16 protein-coding genes and 3 pseudogenes are annotated in these 17,397 nt (G+C 57.6%); 9 read left to right on the top strand and 10 right to left on the bottom strand.

The features are described 5' to 3' along the window. The first annotated feature begins 1 nt into the window (after position 1). Positions 2–895, top strand: a complete 894-nt coding sequence (locus GN234_RS06715; RefSeq protein WP_025569634.1) for a LysR family transcriptional regulator — start codon at positions 2–4, stop codon at positions 893–895. A 262-nt stretch (positions 896–1,157) separates the two neighbouring features. On the opposite strand, the pseudogene GN234_RS06710 reads toward GN234_RS06715, so the two are convergent. Continuing rightward, positions 1,158–1,328, bottom strand: a pseudogene (locus GN234_RS06710) (FAD-dependent oxidoreductase); the annotation flags it as partial. 300 nt (positions 1,329–1,628) lie between these two features. Continuing rightward, the gene (locus GN234_RS06705) at positions 1,629–1,799 is read right to left on the bottom strand and encodes a hypothetical protein (protein WP_176688125.1); all 171 of its coding nucleotides are present in this window, start codon (positions 1,797–1,799) and stop codon (positions 1,629–1,631) included. 358 nt (positions 1,800–2,157) lie between these two features. Between GN234_RS06705 and GN234_RS06700 the strand changes: the two genes are divergently transcribed. The 3 genes and pseudogenes from GN234_RS06700 to GN234_RS30005 form a co-directional block, all read left to right on the top strand. Then, a complete protein-coding gene (locus GN234_RS06700) occupies positions 2,158–3,258 on the top strand; it encodes a low temperature requirement protein A (protein ID WP_176688124.1) in 1,101 nt (366 codons plus the stop codon). 226 nt (positions 3,259–3,484) lie between these two features. Beyond that, entirely contained in the window at positions 3,485–3,787 is a 303-nt protein-coding gene (locus GN234_RS06695; protein WP_025569629.1) for a putative quinol monooxygenase, read from the top strand. A 194-nt stretch (positions 3,788–3,981) separates the two neighbouring features. After that, positions 3,982–4,164: pseudogene (locus tag GN234_RS30005) on the top strand (monovalent cation:proton antiporter-2 (CPA2) family protein); the annotation flags it as partial. A 37-nt stretch (positions 4,165–4,201) separates the two neighbouring features. On the opposite strand, the gene GN234_RS06690 reads toward GN234_RS30005, so the two are convergent. Both GN234_RS06690 and GN234_RS06685 read right to left on the bottom strand, forming a co-directional pair. Further along, positions 4,202–5,185 (bottom strand): LLM class oxidoreductase, encoded by a 984-nt coding sequence (locus GN234_RS06690; RefSeq protein WP_176688123.1) that lies wholly within the window; start codon positions 5,183–5,185, stop codon positions 4,202–4,204. Positions 5,186–5,925: 740 nt separating this feature from the next. Continuing rightward, a complete protein-coding gene (locus tag GN234_RS06685; protein ID WP_025569626.1) occupies positions 5,926–6,198 on the bottom strand; it encodes a hypothetical protein in 273 nt (90 codons plus the stop codon). 594 nt (positions 6,199–6,792) lie between these two features. On the opposite strand from GN234_RS06685, the gene GN234_RS06680 reads away from it, so the two are divergent. From GN234_RS06680 to GN234_RS06670, 3 genes and pseudogenes are all read left to right on the top strand, one after another. Next, the gene (locus GN234_RS06680) at positions 6,793–7,746 is read left to right on the top strand and encodes a hypothetical protein (protein ID WP_176689562.1); all 954 of its coding nucleotides are present in this window, start codon (positions 6,793–6,795) and stop codon (positions 7,744–7,746) included. A gap of 34 nt (positions 7,747–7,780) precedes the next feature. Beyond that, complete coding sequence (locus GN234_RS06675; RefSeq protein WP_025569623.1) at positions 7,781–8,413, top strand: pyridoxamine 5'-phosphate oxidase family protein; 633 nt, start codon at positions 7,781–7,783, stop codon at positions 8,411–8,413. Positions 8,414–8,425: 12 nt separating this feature from the next. Next, positions 8,426–8,560 (top strand): annotated as a pseudogene (locus GN234_RS06670) (LysR family transcriptional regulator); the annotation flags it as partial. A 299-nt stretch (positions 8,561–8,859) separates the two neighbouring features. Here GN234_RS06670 and GN234_RS06665 read toward each other — a convergent pair. Beyond that, positions 8,860–9,726, bottom strand: a complete 867-nt coding sequence (locus tag GN234_RS06665; protein ID WP_109755226.1) for a LysR family transcriptional regulator — start codon at positions 9,724–9,726, stop codon at positions 8,860–8,862. A gap of 110 nt (positions 9,727–9,836) precedes the next feature. On the opposite strand from GN234_RS06665, the gene GN234_RS06660 reads away from it, so the two are divergent. Continuing rightward, entirely contained in the window at positions 9,837–10,754 is a 918-nt protein-coding gene (locus GN234_RS06660) for a DMT family transporter (protein WP_176688122.1), read from the top strand. A 289-nt stretch (positions 10,755–11,043) separates the two neighbouring features. Here the strand turns inward: GN234_RS06660 and GN234_RS06655 are convergent, their stop codons facing one another. From GN234_RS06655 to GN234_RS06635, 5 genes are all read right to left on the bottom strand, one after another. Next, positions 11,044–11,586 (bottom strand): hypothetical protein, encoded by a 543-nt coding sequence (locus GN234_RS06655; RefSeq protein WP_176688121.1) that lies wholly within the window; start codon positions 11,584–11,586, stop codon positions 11,044–11,046. A gap of 76 nt (positions 11,587–11,662) precedes the next feature. Beyond that, positions 11,663–12,301: a response regulator transcription factor gene (locus GN234_RS06650; RefSeq protein WP_176688120.1), complete on the bottom strand. Its 639-nt coding sequence runs from the start codon at positions 12,299–12,301 to the stop codon at positions 11,663–11,665. Next, positions 12,288–13,331: a sensor histidine kinase gene (locus tag GN234_RS06645; RefSeq protein ID WP_176688119.1), complete on the bottom strand. Its 1,044-nt coding sequence runs from the start codon at positions 13,329–13,331 to the stop codon at positions 12,288–12,290. Before GN234_RS06645 ends, GN234_RS06650 begins: the two co-directional genes overlap by 14 nt. A 77-nt stretch (positions 13,332–13,408) precedes the next feature. After that, positions 13,409–14,713 carry an ABC transporter ATP-binding protein gene (locus GN234_RS06640; RefSeq protein ID WP_109755221.1) on the bottom strand — a complete coding sequence of 435 codons (1,305 nt, stop codon included), beginning with the start codon at positions 14,711–14,713 and terminating at the stop codon, positions 13,409–13,411. Positions 14,714–14,723: 10 nt separating this feature from the next. Next, on the bottom strand, positions 14,724–16,472 hold the full coding sequence (locus GN234_RS06635) for an ABC transporter permease (RefSeq protein WP_163854167.1): 1,749 nt from the start codon (positions 16,470–16,472) through the stop codon (positions 14,724–14,726). A gap of 370 nt (positions 16,473–16,842) precedes the next feature. On the opposite strand from GN234_RS06635, the gene GN234_RS06630 reads away from it, so the two are divergent. Beyond that, positions 16,843–17,220: a c-type cytochrome gene (locus GN234_RS06630; RefSeq protein WP_176688118.1), complete on the top strand. Its 378-nt coding sequence runs from the start codon at positions 16,843–16,845 to the stop codon at positions 17,218–17,220. Positions 17,221–17,397 lie beyond the last annotated feature (177 nt).

The raw sequence follows: 17,397 nt of genomic DNA, 5'->3' as shown, positions 1-17,397 counted from the left end.
AATGGACTTCAACGGCAGGTCAGGTGAAATGGACGTGTTCGTCACAGTGGCACGGGAGGGCAGCCTGTCGGCCGCCGCACGTGCACTGGGGCTGACGCCCTCGGCGGTCAGCCGGATCATCGCGCGGACCGAACAGCGTCTTGGCACCCGCCTGCTGTTGCGCACCACCCGAGCGATCACTTTCACCGCCGAGGGTGAGGCGTTCCTGCGCGGCGCCCGACGTATCCTGGCCGACATGGCCGAGGTCGAAGAAGCCATCGCCGACCAGGGCGTACCCAGGGGCCGTTTGCGGGTCAGCGCCGCCCTTGGTCATGGACGGCTGGCCATCGTTCCCTTGGTGGCAGCATTCAGCGCCCGTTACCCGAACATCGTCGTCGACCTCACCCTCGGCGACGAAGTGGTCGACATTCTCGGCGGCCAGGCCGACGTGGCGGTACGCTTCGGCCACCTGCCCGACAGTCCACTGACCGCGCGCAGGATCGGCGACACCGGCCAGGTAGTGGTGGCGTCGCCCGAATATCTGCAGCGCCACGGCACCCCCCAGGAACCGGAAGACCTGCTACGGCACAACTGCCTACGCTTCAACTTCCGACGTGCCGAACCCAACTGGCCATTCATCCGCGACGGACGAGAGTTCTCCCTGAAGGTCAGCGGCAACATCGAATGCAGCAGTGGCGAAGCCCTGGCACAACTCGCGCGAGTAGGTGCCGGCATTGCGCGTATTGGCGAGTTCACCGTGAGCGAGGACCTGCAGCGCGGCGACCTGATACCGCTGCTGGAAGCCTGGAACCCCGGTGACCGGGAACCGATTCATGCGGTGTTCGTAGGGGGCTCGGCAATGCCGGCGCGGGTGCGGCTGTTTGTGGATTTTTTGCTGGAGCATCATCGGATGTGAGAGGGGCAGTTGATTCTTGCGATGTGGTGAGGCAGGTCGCATCAAGCAAGTAGTCATGTGCTATCGGTGGGTGGGCTGCGTCATTGGAGCAATCGGGAGCCATAGCCGATTTCGGCCAGAAGCGGTCAGTGACAATATTCGCAAAGGCTACCGCTCAGCTTCCCGAAGACCGATCTCGACTATTCGTTAAGTACAGCACCATCGCTGCACGAGCCGCATCTTTGATTGCTGCTCCGCGCAGTGCTGCAATGGGGTCACGTTATCCGCATAGGATGTTGATCCATGCGAGTGAACCTCCAATCACTCCCGACGCGATACCTTCAGCCTCAACCAAGGTGATATTCGCGCCTTTATCAGCCAGGTGATACGCCAGCGAAGCGCCCACGATGCCGGCACTAATGACAACGACTCGTTTGTCCAGAGCATTTCCCATATCAACCTTCACTCTGTCGACCTGAAGGCGGTTTCAGTGTCTGCCTCTGGTCGATTTCTGCTTGTCGTAACGGGCAGCAGTTGTCGTCCAGAAAGCAGATGTAGATTTGTCTGAAGTGGCGAAATAGCTGCCAAAATCATCGTGTTAAAACGCCGCCTGAAATGGCAGCAAGATAAGCGCGTGAGTGTTGTTGGCACTGGAGGGTACCGAAAATTCGCTCAGCTACTACGGTAAGCGTCATCAACGACTATAGTCATTGGTGAGCCAGAGCGAATCCGACCATTCCCCTGCCAACCTGGCCTAATCCAATTCCGCGATTACACGGCGGATCTTCTTGTGTTCCTTGATGCGGAACGTGAACGTTTCGCTGCCGAAATCACTCAGGCTCAGGCTGAGATCGAGGCAGCGTTGTCTTTTTTTGAACCCATTGATGGTGGATGGAGTTATCCCGCCGGGCACGTCGTATCCCACTGAGCACGTCCCAACCACCCATCTATCAAGGTTCAAGCAATGAATACTTTAGAGTTCGATGATGCACAAAAAACCAATGGCGACCTGGTTCAGGGTCCGCTGCCGGCCGGCACTGTCGCGCCCGACTTCACTCTTCACGCAACCCCTGATCAACAGTTGTCGCTGCGTGAGCTAAAGGGCTTCGCTATGACGGGGTCCCAGAGTTCAACGAGATGAGTCAGATGATTGAGCTTCTGTTAGTGCGCGGACGAAATCGCTAGATAGCCACATCGGCCTGGCATCACCCACACCAGAGCCGAGGGCAAACCAGCGTTAGCTTCCTTCTACATTAAAGAGGTGTACACGGAGCCGGCAGCTAATGAAATCTTTGAAGTATTATGAAAAAAATCGACACGCCACATGGTTGGAGTTGTTTTTCGACCTGACTTTCGTTGTTACGATAGGCCAGGTTACGCATACTCTCGGACATGTTCATGAAGGCCACTTTGAACATAAGCAATTATGGATATTCTTACTGCTTTTTGTACCGTTGTGGTGGATCTGGTCCAGTCACACGATTTACTCCAACAGGTTTGATACAGACAGCAATATTCACCGTTTGGCAACATTATTCATAATGCTCCTGCTCATTGTGCTATCGGCACGGATCGGGGAAGACCTGGAAGTGAACTACCCGCTTATTATTGCCTGCTATTTTGGCATACGTGCCATCATCAGCATCATGTACATTTCGTCCATAAGTAAATTCGATTCCCGCGGCGAGCTCTCCTCCAGGCTCGGCTTCGCCCTGTTAATTAGCGCAGTCATTAGTCTCTCATCGGTTATTTTTGACCCGCCCGTGCGTTACCTTGTCGCTTATGTTGGAATTATTCTCGATATTCTGTTTCCTGTATTTTTCTGGACTAAACTCAAGCCACTGCCAGCCCATACAGAACACTTGGTTGAACGCATAGGCTTGCTCACCCTCATCTTGTTGGGTGAGTCAGTGATCAGTCTTTCTGGAGGTTTATCTAACATTCAATGGGATCGTTATAATGTGACGGCGGCAATCACCGGATTCATCATGATTTGCAGTATCTGGTGGATCTATTTCGATAGCTTTTACCTGCTGAGCAAAAATCACAGCAGTATGAGTGGGCACGCCTTGATCTACTCGCACCTTTTTCTTTTTATGGGGCTGGCACTCCTGGCAAATTTGATCAGGCATGCGATCCTGAATGACATTGCGATGCGCGATTTCCAGATCATGTCGATCATCGGCATGGCATTGTTTTTCCTGGGGAAGCAATATGGCTATTTCATAGCTGTGAGTCGAATAAGGAAATACATACTACAAAACACCTTGATCGTGTTTTCTTTAGGTGGGTTAGTTATATTTCTACCGCGTGTCGAGTACATATTGGTCGGCCTGACAGTAACCATGATCTGTTATGTTCTCCTGAATTTCAGATATCGTTGAGTCTTTATTATCAGGCCACAGCTCGGGAAAAGTGATCAAGCGGCTGGTCTGCGGCTTGCGCGCTGCCCACTACGTCATTCTCAGTGTCCGAGCGACATGCGACGCTACCCTTGGTCTCTTTGGGTTTGTAATCCTGGTGTCGTCGACCATAGTTAATAGCCGGATGCCCCTTTTAGCTATTGCGACCAGATAGCACCAGCCGCATCGTAACGACAGGAGCCGCGTCATGGTCAAAGTAGCGTTGTTCGTTCGTCTGGAAGCAAAACCTGGGAAAGAGAAAGAGGTGGAGCGCTTTCTCTTGAGCGGCCTTCCATTAGTGGAGGAGGAGCCAGCCACTACAGCCTGGTTTGGAATCCGCTTGGGGCCGTCCACCTTTGGCATCTTTGACGCATTCCCGGATGAAGCGGGCCGGCAGGCTCATCTTTCGGGCAAGGTCGCGGCGGCGCTTATGGCAAACGCTGCCGAGCTGTTTGCCGAACCGCCATCAATCGAGAAGGTTGACGTCCTTGCGGCCAAGCTGCCCGGTTAAGCAAATCCAACAGGAAGTTCCATTCAGTTCGGGGAGGCTTACGATGTCTTGTATGAAAATCGGGATCGCCTGGGCCTGCTGCTGTCCCGGGCGGTGATCAATTAAAACACTTGTATTTAAGATAAATGTCATGGCTAAAGTGCCGTGTCCAGGATTCATGCCATGCTTGCGCGCTCGGTATAAGTGAAAGGATGCGCGCGCAAATCGTGTCCATGGACGGCGTGGAAGCCGCACAGAATCTGCAAGGCAATGTGCTCATCATTGGTTTAGGCCGGGTAGGGTAGATTGCTTGCCGGGCACCGGTCGCTCATGGCGCGAAGATCTCCATCATTGATATAGATCCGGAGGTCATCCGCGCCGTGACACCTTATGGTTTCGTCAAGTGAGCTTCGTCGGCGTAGCAGTGACCGATGTTCAATGCGCTGCCGGACGCGGCTGCACTCCGAACTGCGCAACGATGTGCGTACCCAATTCCTCAATAACCTCCGCCGCAGGGCGCTTGCCATATTTGAGATTGAGAATGACGTGGTCCACGCCGATTTCCTCAAGCGACTCCAGCAAAAACCGTAGATGGTAACGTCCAAGTCTGAACCCCAAATGGATACGTGTGGGTGGCGTGGATGGATTCTCATCGAGATCGATGTACAGCGACTGAGTAAAGGGCTTGTACACAGAGCCACATTGCCTGGTGACCTCCAGCCGCCAATCTTCCACGACCAGCCGCTGCATATTCGGTATGCGTGGATAGTTGATCCATCCGTTGCTCTCACGCGCGATCCAATCCAGTGACTGGCGACTGTTGCCGGTAACGAACATTGGAATGAATTGGGTGGTGGGTTTCGGAATCAGGTCTGCGCCTTGCATTTCACCAGTGCTCCAGTGGATGGGCTCAAAACTGGTGCTGTGGGCGCGGCGAATCACCTCGTAGTGTTCTCGAAAGATCTCTCCACGCTTTTCGGGATCGACGCCAAACGCCGAAAACTCCACTGGCCGATCTCCCGAAGCAACCCCCAGAATCAAGCGACCAGTGCTCAACTGATCGACGCTGGCTGACGCCTTGGCCGTGTGCAGGGGATGGTGCAGCGGGATGGCGATGGAGGCGGTGCCAAGTGCAATCTCCGAGGTATGGGCGGCCATATAACCCAGGTAAACCCAGGGGTCGAAGACTTGGCCGACATCGCCGAAGCCAGTGTCGCGAAGCGGCACGTCGCGAAACCAGAGCGCACAGAAGCCCAGCGCCTCGGCTTGTTTAGCCAGTGTGACCTGGTTGAGCATGCTCGGAGTGTCCCCGTCGAACGCCTCCATGGGAAAGAATAATCCAAGGCTCAAATGCCCCTGAGTGAAGGTTCGGCTGAACCCTTTATGCTGCTGGTAAGGAATCGTGCTCGGCCGATACATACGGATTGACCTCATGACAGAACGTGAACAGCGCCCCCGTTTCCAGCGGTGCTGCGGCATCGGTCGCTTTTGAACGACAGGTGGGGGAACTGGGTCTGGCTTTTACCCGTTGCGCCGTACTGCTGGTCGTGTGGACCGGATTCAGGGGCCAGTTGCTGGCGATAGGCGCGGGTTGGTCCGGGTGGGTGTTAAGCGGCCGGTCAAAGGAAGTCAGATCTCTCGGCTCTATACCACCAGATGGGCAAGGCGTTCGAGGAATCATTCTATAAGCGTAGGCGGTTTTGCAGCTCTCCGCCATATTCTTACGAACGAGCCGCTTCCGGGCGAAAGTTGCGTATCGAAGACAGTTATCGGTCGTTTCCTGCCATTCCAGAACGGCCGCTATTGGCTGATTCTGTTGAAAAAGTCGGCTTCGAATTCCACTGCAGAAAAGTACGCACCTGAGATTGAAGTCTGAGTTTTGGGCAGAAGGTTCAGGACTCGGATTTCACGTAGCAGCGTGCAAAAGAGGTGTTTTCATCCATCAAAATTCGAGCGCTTTGGGAAAACCGACTTTTTCAACAGAATCGGCCGAAAGCAGACTTTGACGAACGTCTGCACATAGCCACTCTCTGCCGGTCATAGGTGGTCAAGTCCGATACAAATGGCAGGTAAGGTCGAATTAACGCCGCAGGGGAAGTCCGTGCAGAACCTATCTGGTAGATAAGCAGAAACGGGCGCTTTATGCGCCCGAAGCGCTATCAACTTTCAACCTGCGCCTGAAGCCGCCGACCAATCACCTCCAGCAAATCACACCCATCTCGCAACGGGATCACCAAAAGCTGTGCAAAGTCCGAAAGCACCACCGTATCGCTGGTGATTTCAGAGCGGAATGCAATGTTCTCCAGTACCTGAGTCACCACACGGATGCGGTAATCGGCGGTGGCGTGCAGGACGTCCAGCGGGGCTTGGGTATCAATGAGGAGGGAAGCAGGGGTGCAGTCGATGCCAGTGATAGGGACGTATCTTTCCATGTTAAAAACTCCGATCTAATGAGGTTTTAACCACTCAATCGTCGCCAAACAATTGGGTGGCAGTTGTACGCAGGTTGGCGAACCGGGATCGGAAACCGGCAGACCCGAAGGTCTCCCACGCACAACTGCCGTAACGGGCAGCCGTGCAAGTGTGCCAAAGCCTCTGCAAAAAACGCAGCACTTTCGCACTCGATCCTCAGGTCGCCAAACCTGATCGCCATTGAGCGATGGGCATCACTATAGGTTTTGTCGGATTGGGCGGGGAAGGTGATGGGTTCCTAAAGCTTCGTAGGAGCTGTGATCGTCTTTTGCCGGAGGGATCTGACAGGGTCGAATCGACTTATTCAAACCATCGACAGATCGACCGTGGTGTTGGTTTGCGGTCGGCTTCGCCGGCCAGAGGGCGGTGCGACGTTTCGCTAAATTCCCTCGCCACAGGGGAGGGTGGTGTGGCTAGCCTTCGAACTCAGCCCCAACCCCCAAGCTCCCTGACATCAGGTATTCTCCGCCCTCAAACACCATCCCGGCCTGCGGCATGCAAATCGCCTGTCTCAGCCCTCGAACGGTCTGAAAGCGGCGCCCCAGGAGGCTTGCATATTGATTGGATATCGGTTCGAGCGCACCGCGCAGGACGACCTGCACATCCACTCGCGCAACCTGGTGCAGAGCATATTCGTGCTGCTGACGGGCGCGTTGGCCTTCATCTTGCCGGTGGCGTTCGCCGTATTTGTGATGGCTGATGGTCTCTCGCCGTTGGCTGACGCGGATCCGCTGTCCTCTCTGCTGATTGTTCTCGGGCTGCTGCTGATTCCTGCCCTTGGCCTTTTACTGCTGGTTTACACCGGCATCCGCGAGACCTTGGTGTTGTCGCGAGTCGACGGTGAGGGCAAGCGCCTCACTCGAAACTTTTTTGGACGCCGCGAGCGGGTGCAGTCGGTCTTTCGGATCGATGCCGCCAAGTACCTCGAGCTACGCCGCCGTCCACAGGCTGAGCGAGCCCACACCCAGCTGTGGCTGATGCTGCGCGACGGCACTGCGCACCGCTTAACGTCCGACAACGTTCCGGTCGTGCCGGGAAGTCAACGCACCGCCTTATGGTTGCGCGAGTTGGCCGACTACCTGAACGTGGCGGTGCCCGCCGAGGTCATCGAGGGGTTGGCGCCTGGTGTGAAGGCACCCTATAGGCCTGCCCCAGCGCCCACCAGCGGTAAGGCGGTGAGGGAAGCCAGGCAGCGCCGAGGAAAGGGGGCTACGCCGGCGCCTGAGCCGACCGAGAAGTTCGGCATTCCCGCGCGCGTCTTGCTCTTGCTGGTGGGCACTTTCCTGGCTGTGCTGGAGCTGAGCCAGGTTATCGCATTGGTTCCGGCTCTGTTTGCCGGACGGCTGGGTGTCGGTGGCTATCGCTCGACGACCTTCTACTGGGCCGAGCAACCGTTGAGCTTTTCACTCAACCTGTTTGTGGGCATCGCCGAGGTATTGATCGTCGGCGTCGTCGCCTGGGGTTGCCTGCGCACGGCGATCCAGGGCCGGATGAAATCCAATCCCTGAATGCGGTTTTTAGACATCTACAGAGGAGATGAGCATGGAACGCGATAACGACAGCAGCGCCTACATCACGACCACACAAGCGCTGGAAAGCCTTTACGGCCCCGTCGCGGCGCCCTCGATTCTCAAGGAAGTCGACCATATTCATCCGGTTTACCAGCCCTTCATAGAGGCTGCTTCCTTTGTGATCCTCGCTTCCTCAGGCCCTGGAGGGCTGGATGCCTCACCGAGGGGCGACGCGAACGGGTTCGTTCATGTCCACGACAGCAAGACCCTGTATTTGCCCGACCGCCGTGGCAACAACCGCATCGATTCGCTGCGCAATATCGTCGAGGATCCCCGGGTTGCACTGCTCTTCCTTGTGCCTGGCGTAGGGGAAACCTTGCGCGTGAACGGCACGGCCAGGATATCGGTCGAGCCAGCGCTGTTGGCTCGGTTCGCGGTAAATGGGCAACTCCCTCGAACGGTGCTGGAGATCACCGTAGCCAGCGTTTACTTCCAGTGCAGCAGGGCTGTGATCAGGGCGGGGCTGTGGGATGTGACGCGGCAGATCGAACGCAGTGCACTGCCCACCGCAGGCGAGGTGTTCAAGCGCATCTGCCCATCGAAAGTGGATGGCGACGCGTACGACAAGGCCTTGCCAGGGCGTATCGCGAGCACGCTTTACTGACGATTTCGCCGAGCCAGGGGGCAGTTGGCTAATCCCGCGCTTTGGGTATTGCATACCTCCAGGCGCCTTGCGCCTCCAAAGTTCCGCGCATTCGTGGATTTCATATGCGCCAGATACCCCGACTTGTCTGTGGTTTTGAGTGGATAGAGCAGTCTTCAGAGGATTCAGGATCGAAGCAGGCTGCTGGATTGCGCGCTATCGGTTGGGGCGTCTTGCTGTTCGGCATCCTCGTCGTGTTTATCAAGCATTGTCATGACTCTCTCACTTAAAGAGCTAATTCCAAAATGGACTCCCTGTCATCCTGCGGTTTGGGCTTACATGCGACTAAAGCTTACATCTCGATTTAGCAGTCGATCACCTAGCAGCATCTTGGGATTGCTTCGCAATCCAGTGGGGACGGTAGGACGTTTCGCTAAATCCCCTCGCCACAGGGGAGGGTGATGCGGCTAGCCTTCGAACTCCGTTTGCAACATCGCCAAAAACGCCTCCCGGGCAGGATGCCTCCCGGCGTTTTCATGCCAGTAGAAAAGGTTATCGATCCCCGTCAACTCAGGGAATTCATACCCCGTCCAACCCGCCCCCTGGCGGTATTGTTCATAGATCCCCCGGGGCACCAGCGAGACGCCTGCGCCCGCGCTGACGCAGCCGACGATGGCGCCATAGCTGGCGATGCTGATGATCGGTTGCACTTGGTCATGACGCAGCAGCCATTGCTCCAGCGCTAACCGGTACGGACAGCCTGTGGGCCACATGAAGATCGCTTTGCCTTGCAAATCGGCGGCGCTGCGTAGCGGGCCGTGGGACTCGGAGGCGATGAGCACCAGGTCTTCGCGGTACATCACGGCTCGCTTGAGCCCTGGCCGTTCTATGTCCACCGCCACGATCACTCCATCGAGCCGGTGATGCTGGATATCGTCCAGCAACTGCGCCCAGGTGCCGGTGCTCAGTTCCAGCGACACTTGCGGGTACTGCGCGTGGTATTTGGCGAGCAACTGAGGCAGGCGGCCGGTGGCGCTGGACTCGATCGCGCCTATGCGCAGTGGGCCACTCGGTGCGCGGGTGGGGGCTACTGCGCGGCGGGCCTCTTCCGTCAGGCTCAGTATTTTTGTCGCGTACTCCAGAAACACTTCGCCCGCCGGGCTGACTCGCAGCCCGCGACCTTCGCGAAAAAACAGCGGCGTGCCGAGTTCCCGTTCCAGGGACTTGAGGCGTGCGGTGATGTTGGACGGCACACAGTGCAGCACTTCGGCAGCGCGGGCGATGCTGCCGGTGTCGCAGACCGTCTTGAGCATGCGCAGTTGAGACAGTTCCATGGCTCACCAAAAGTGAATGATGAACTGAGTTTAAGTCACTTGTGCTGAGGGGAGGTGGTTTCGATACTTCCAGGCACATCGGCCAGACGCTCAGTGAGCAGGAACTCTAGATGGAAGTGCGTTGCGTGCCTTTTGAAGGTTCCGTCAGCAAACCCGGTGCGAAAGTTGTCCTGGCGACGATGTTCGTGGTTCTTTGCTGGGCCTATTCGCCAATTGGCATTCGCATCGGCTTGCAGGCTTACGAGCCCGGTCAACTGGCGCTGATGCGGTTTCTCATTGCTTCGGTGTTCATGGCCCTCATCGCGTTGCTGAAAGGCATTTCCCGGCCGCGTCTCAGGGATCTGCCATGGCTGGCGGTGTTGGGTTTCTTTGCCGTCAGCCTGCACCACATCGCTCTCAATTACGGTCAGCGGGGCGTCAGTGCTGGGGCGGCGAGTGTGCTGGCTCAGTCCACGCCTTTGTTCAGCACGTTACTGGCGCATTTTGTTTTCAAGGACCGAGCCAGCGGTTGGCAATGGGTTTGTGTACTGTGCGGCTTGCTTGGCGCTGGTGTGGTCGTCGCGGGGGATCGTGGCGTGGGTGACATGGACGCCCATGGACTATTGATCCTGCTGGCGGCGCTGTCCTGGAGTTTGTATTTCTCTTTGCAAAAGCGCCATTCCCATCGCTACGACGGTTTGACCGTGGTTTGTTACACCGTCTGGTCGGGCACACTCCTGTTGTTCATTTCCGCGCCGGGGATATTGAGCGCGGCGCGACAGGCTTCGGCTTCGGTGAATCTGGCGGTGTTGATCCTGGGTATTTTTCCCAGCGCGCTGGCGTACCTTGCTTGGGCCTACGTGTTGGCACACAGCAACGTGAGCCGCGCCTCCATGGCGCTGTACCTGATACCGCCCACGGCGATGTTGATGGCTTCTTTGGTGCTGGCCGAGCGCCCGTCAATGATGGTTGTTGTTGGGGCGGTGATTGTGTTGATGAGCGTGCTGGCGTTGAGGCTTGAGCCGGGGAGTGGGGCAAAAGTCGGTTGATTCTGTCGTGTATATGGGCAATGACGTTGGATGTTGTCGCCACACGGAGTGCCACGAAACCCTGTCCTACGGACAGGTGATCACTTTGGGGAAAGTCGAGGAAATCTCTGACAACTTTTTAGGGTTGGCCTTCGGAAGTACCGCACTTACGATCTGGCGTTGCCTCGGTGCTCCGTGTGGTATCCGGCATGCTCAGCTTCGTTTTATATCGTGAGGACAGATCGATGCCTGAAATCCCATATGCCAAGGCCTTGGAGCACGCCGCCAATGTTTTCGGCTGCCCGGCGCACTATTTCTTGACCGGGTAATCCTGCCCCCACACCCGTACGGTGCTGACCGCCTCATTCATGCCTTCGAACACGAATTTCTGCCGCACGGCGGTCTTCGGCGGAATGGTGACTTCGTCCGGGTTGTCCAGGCCGGTGAGGCGGTTGGCGTAGCCCGCCTGGTCGATGGCCAGCAGCACGCCGGTCTGGCCGAGGTTGACCACGCGCAGTTGGGTGTCGGTGCTGTTCTTGAAACCGAGGGTAATGCTGACGTTATCGTCGCTGGGTTCGAGCTTCAACACTTCAACGGCGATGCGGTCTTTCATTTGCTCGCCGGAGGAAATGATCGCGGCGCCATCGGTGCCTTGGGCCGACTCGCGGCCATCGAGCACGCCCTCGCTGACACCGCCAAGCAGGTTTTTGCCGGCAGTAATGAACGTTGAGACGGCTGCTTTGGTCGAGTCCTTGATGAGGCTGCCGTCCGCCGGCTCGCCTTCGGCAAAGCACAGGGAACTTAGCAGGAGGCTGGAGACGAAGAGGGTGGAGCGTGACGGCAGAAGAGTCATACCTGAGTCCTTGAGGGGGGCTGCGACATCGCCCGTCAACTGGGCGAACGGCAATGATAGCCGTGATCAGGGGCCGCTAGCGATCTGCTTCCTTGAGTTTTTCCGACATCTTCACCAGCGTTGCCAACGAGTCCGCATTCATCTTGCGCATCAACGACCCGCGGCGCACTTTCACGGTCACTTCGCTCAAACCCAGTTGGCCGGCCACCTGTTTGTTCAGCAGCCCTGACACGACTAACTCCATCACCTCGCGTTCGCCGTCAGTCAGCCCGGCATGACGGCGTTTCAAGTCGTCGACCAGCGCCGAGGCCTTGCGCCGTTCCTTGTCACGGCCCAGGCCCAGGCTGATTGCATCGAGCAGGTCCTGTTCACGGAATGGCTTGGTCAAGAATTCGAGGGCCCCGGCCTTCATGGCTTTGACCGACATGGGGATGTCGCCATGGGCGGTGATGAACACAACCGGGACGCGAATATTCAATCGGGTCATTTCCTGTTGGAAATCCAGCCCGCTCAAACCCGGCATCCGCACATCGAGGATCAGGCACGCCGGGACATCCGGCAGATCGGCGTCCATGAACTCGCGGGCCGAGCCGAATGCCCGGCTCGCCAGGCCTACGGAGGCCAACAGGTCTTGCAGCGATTCGCGCACCGAGCTGTCATCGTCGACGATGTAGATCATCGATTCGGCCAGGTCTTGAACGTCAGTTTGGCTCATCGGTTTCCCTTGTGACGGCTGGCAGGGTGAAGTGGAAAGTCGCGCCGGTCTGTGGGTCGCTTGAGGCCCAGAGACGACCGTCATGGGCTTCGATGATTGAACGGCTGATCGCCAACCCCATGCCCATGCCATCCCGCTTGGTGCTGTAGAAGGCCTCGAACACTCGCTCGCGATCACTTGCCGACAGACCGCTGCCCTGGTCGGAAACCGAAAACAGCAGTTGCTGGCGTGACTCCAGCGCCACATCAAATTGCAGGATCCGACGCTCGAGGTCTACCTGGCGCATCGCCTCGACCGCGTTCATCGCCAGGTTGAGGATGACTTGTTGGATCTGCACCTCATCGGCGAGCATCGGCGGCAGGCCTTCCTCGACATGCACGCGCAAGGTGACGTTCTGTTCGTTCAGCTCTCCCGCCAACAGCCGCAGCGCGGCGTTGAGCGTGTCAGCGACGTTCAGCCATTGCTTGGTCGGCGCTTGATGCCGAGCCATGCCGCGCAAGCGGGCAATGATGTCGCTGGCCCGGTGGGTGTCGGCGATGATCCGCTCCAGCGCTTGCTGGGCTTTGATCAGGTTGGGCGGCTCGGTGGCCATCCAGCGCAGGCAGGCGCCACTGCTGGTGGCCACCGCAGCCAATGGCTGGTTGACTTCATGGGCAATCGAGGCGGCGAGTTCGCCGAGCATGTTGATGCGGGTGATGTGCGCCAGGTGGGCGCGGGTCTGATGCACCGTACGGATCGCGGCGGACAGGCGCAGCGCCAGATACGTCGTGCCGGCGATCGCCGCAAGGCTGATCAAGACATTGATCAGTCCGGCCTCGGTGTCGCCAAAACGGGTGAACCGATAACTCAGGATCGTCAAAATCATGCAGACGATCGAGACGCCGGCCACCGCCCGCGTCGGCAGGATCCGCACGGCGATCAGCACCACGGCGATCTGGAACACCCCGACCGCAATTTCCAGATCGGTGACGGTATCGATCGCGGCAATGCCCAGCGCCAAGCCCAGTAACAGCAGCAGGCGAAGCGTCATCCGGGTGCTTCTCATGGGGTGTTCATCTCGCATCGCTCCAACGCTTGGGCCTGATCCACGCAGTTTATACCGCCCACTCAGGATGGATTGTCGAGGCTGAACAGATCGGCCACTTCGTCATAGGCGAACAACTCGGCGTAGCGTCCCCATTGCGTGACGCAATCCAGGGTATGGGCGGCGTCGTGCTCGGACATGAAATCTTCCAGCTGATCGCGGAAACGCCTGGCCGGTGCCGTGCGGGTAGGGCGCTCGTCCAGCACCCTGCGGATATGACCCACCAGCGGCACGTATTTAAGCAGGTGCTGGGCAAACAGTTGCTTGCGCTCATCCACTGTTGAATCGGCGTAGCGTTGCCCGGCCGGCAGCAGCGTTATGTGGCCGTCCTGCATGTCGGCCAAACGCATGAGTTGCAGTACCTCAGCCACCGGAAACAAATCACTGGCGGTGTAGCGTAACACTCCGGCGAGCTCGCGCAGATCCGCCTGGCCGGCAAACGGCTGAGCCTGCACCGCCTCGATCAGCCCGGCCAGGGCGTTGGTGGAAATCGCCGGCAAGACCATGCCCGTGCCGGTGCCGGCAAACATGCCCTGGCGTGGTGAACCGACGTTCGTTCCCCCTGCCATTTGTACATAGATGTGTTCGACCAAGGCTTGGAAGGCCGGGTCCGTGCGATTGCGCGGCTGACGCAGGTCCACGCTGATTTCTTGCATGACCCGTCCCGGGTTGGAGGAAAAAATCAGGATCCGATCACACATCAGTACGGCTTCTTCGATGTTATGGGTGACCATCAATATCGATTTGATCGGCATCCGTCCTTCGCCCCACAAATCCAGCAGGTCAGTGCGCAGGGTTTCGGCGGTCAATACGTCGAGCGCGGAGAACGGCTCGTCCATCAACAGCACATCCGGGGCGACCACCAGGGCCCGGGCCAGGCCGACGCGTTGGCGCATACCGCCGGACAATTCTTTCGGGAAAGCGCTTTCGAAACCATCGAGACCGATCATGTCGATGGCGGCCAAGGCCCGACGCCGGCGCTCCGGGGCCGCCACGTCCAGGGCCTCGAGGCCGATCTCGACGTTCTGCAGTACGGTCAGCCAGGGGAACAGGGCGAAACTCTGGAATACCATGCGTACCGAGCTCGAAACCCCTTGAGCGTTGGCCGGAAAATCAACCATGCCGGTGGTGGGTGAAATCAGGCCCGCGATGGAGCGCAGCAGGGTCGACTTCCCAGACCCCGAACGCCCCAGCAGGCCGACGATTTCCCCGTCGTCCAGGCGCATGCAGACGTTGTCTAACACTACTCGCTCGGCACCGCCCGCCGTGCCATAGACGTGTCCCAGTTGCTGCACGTCGACGAGGCAACGCTTGTCTATCACTTCCATTGCTTGACCCTCAATCAATTCGAAGCCGACGCTCGGCAAAACCGTACAGCGGACGCCATAGCAACCGGTTGAAACCCACCACGAAAATCGACATGACCGAAACCCCCAGCGCCACCCGTTGCAGATCCCCCGCCGCGGTGGCCTGGGCGATATAGGACCCCAGCCCGGAGGCGTAGAGATGCTCGTTGCCCCAGGAAACCGCCTCGGCGACGATGCTGGCGTTCCACGAGCCGCCCGCTGCGGTGAGGGCGCCGGTGATGTAGTAGGGGAAAATGCCGGGCAGGGCGAATTGGCGCCACCACTGCCAGCCGCGCACGTGGAAGCTGCGCGCCGCCTCGCGCAAATCGGTGGGCAACGCGCTGGCTCCGGCGATCACGTTGAACAGGATGTACCACTGGGTGCCCAACACCATCAGCGGCGACAGCCAGATATCCGGGTTGAGCTTCAGGGCGACGATGGCGATCACCGCAAACGGAAACAGGACGTTGGCCGGGAACGCCGCCAGCAGCTGTGCGACGGGCTGCAAGCGCTCGGCCCAGCGCGGGTTCAAGCCGATCCAGACACCGATGGGCACCCAAAGCACGCTGGCCAGGACGATCAGCACGGCGACTCGCAGCAGGGTGGCCAGGCCCAGGCCAAAGGTGCTGATCACGTCCTCCAAACCCAGGGTGCTGCCAATGAAGCGCGACAGTTGCAGGATGCCAGCCATACAGGCCGCGATGACCAGGGCGATCCAGATCAAGTCAGATGCACGGTTGAAGCGGGCACTGCTCTTGAACCCGATCCGAGGCATCCGGGGAAGTTTGTCCAGGAATAACGAAGTCTTGATGCCGGCCAGTGCTTGCAGCACCCAGGGCACAAGACGCGTCGAACGCAGCAGGTCGTAGACCCTGGACCGTGGGCGCTTCTGGGAGGCGGTCTGTTCGAAGCGAAACCTGTCCGCCCAGGCGACGATCGGCCGGAAAAACAGCAGGTCATACGCAATGATCACCCCGACCATGGCCAGCACTGCCCAGGCAATCGCGGCGATATTTTGCTGCTCGATTGCCAGTGCCAGCCATGAGCCGATACCTGGCAGGCTGACGGTGGTATCGCCGACGGTGATGGCCTCGGAAGCGACCACGAAAAACCAGCCGCCCGACATCGACATCATCATGTTCCACACCAGGCCCGGCGTGGCGAAGGGCAGCTCCAGCCTGATGAAGCGTTGCCATGGGGAAAACGAGAACTGTCGGCTGACGTCGTAAAGATCGTTGGGCACAGTTCTCAACGATTGATAGAAACTGAAGGTCATGTTCCAGACCTGGCTGGTGAAGATGGCGAAGATGGCCGCGCATTCCACGCCCGTTTCCTTGCCGGGGAAAAGCCCCATGAAGAACACGACGGTAAACGTGAGGAACCCAAGTACTGGCACCGATTGGAGAATATCCAACGCGGGCAGGATAACGATTGCCGCCTTGCGGCTTTTTGCGGCCAGCGTGGCGACGACCAAGGAAAAAACAAACGAAGCGAACAAGGCAATGAACATGCGCAGAGTGGTGCGCAAGGTGTATTCCGGCAGGTGGACCAGATCCAGGGACAACGGCGAGGAATCAAGGGCGCCGAGGGGCTGGCTCATTTGATCGAGGCCATACACTATAAACGCCGCCAAGAGCAGCAGAATGCTGAATAGCGCAATATCCGCCCACCAGGAAGTGGTTGCGGCTTGCTCCCTGTTTCTCAGGGAAGTAAGTGCCGGCGCAGGGAACGAAGGGCGCATTGAACACCTCTGTTTACACGATTAAAAGCCAGGGCTGCGACCTCGCCAGCAGTCATTGGAAGTCATGAAATTAAAGTGTGCTCGACCTGGCGCGTTAAATGTCCGGCTAGATTAAGGGACGTCTTCGAAGATCGCCAGAATGCCTTGGGACATGGAAATATACTTTGGTATATCGGAGGGTAAGTTCCCTTGGTTTAAGGTCCCTTGGTTCTAGCCGAAATTGTTCATTGGCCTTTCTGGACGATCCTTGCAAGCAAGGGCCTCCCGAAGAGAGAATGCCGACTTCTAACCACGGTCGCAGGCTTTGCTCAAGCGTCTGCTGCCCCTGATTCAGATCTGATTTTTACACCAAGGCCACATGAAAACGAAAATGAAAAAATTATTCATCGTTTCGCTAGGAATGTTATCGCTCATTCAAATATCGTTATCCCTCGCCGATAATGCCAATGGGAAAAAACTCTATTTGCAAAGATGTGCCATGTGCCATGGAGCGGATCTCAAGGGAACAGGGCCGTTGGCTAATAAAAGCAATCCTCCCACGCCTGATCTTACAACGTCCGTTTTCAAGAAGCGGCTGAATGATTATCCGGGTGTAATCGTGTCCTCGATAATACTTCGTCCAAATGGAGACTTGATTCCAAGAACTTTGCGAGAGAATGGTATAAAACTACCGCCGCACGCCTGGGGGGTTGAGAGCTTGCGCGATTTAAATCAGTACATGAGTGGTGTGATTGCAAAAAGTCGATGATTTTGAGATGAGGCAACTTCTTTTTCCTATGAGTACCCGCGACGTGGTGATTCAGCGTCGATGAAAAACCATGTAGAAAACCGGAGTCGCGCAGGCCAGACTGGCTCACAAAAAGCTGCGCGGCGAGGGCTAGGTTTTTTCGTCTGATCTGTATTTTGCTGTTACAGCTGCCTCTGT

It is taken from the genome of Pseudomonas bijieensis (genome assembly GCF_013347965.1).
GTDB lineage: Bacteria > Pseudomonadota > Gammaproteobacteria > Pseudomonadales > Pseudomonadaceae > Aquipseudomonas > Aquipseudomonas bijieensis.
Note: the sequence above shows the minus strand (reverse complement) of the source record. Positions and strands in the feature narration are given on the sequence as shown.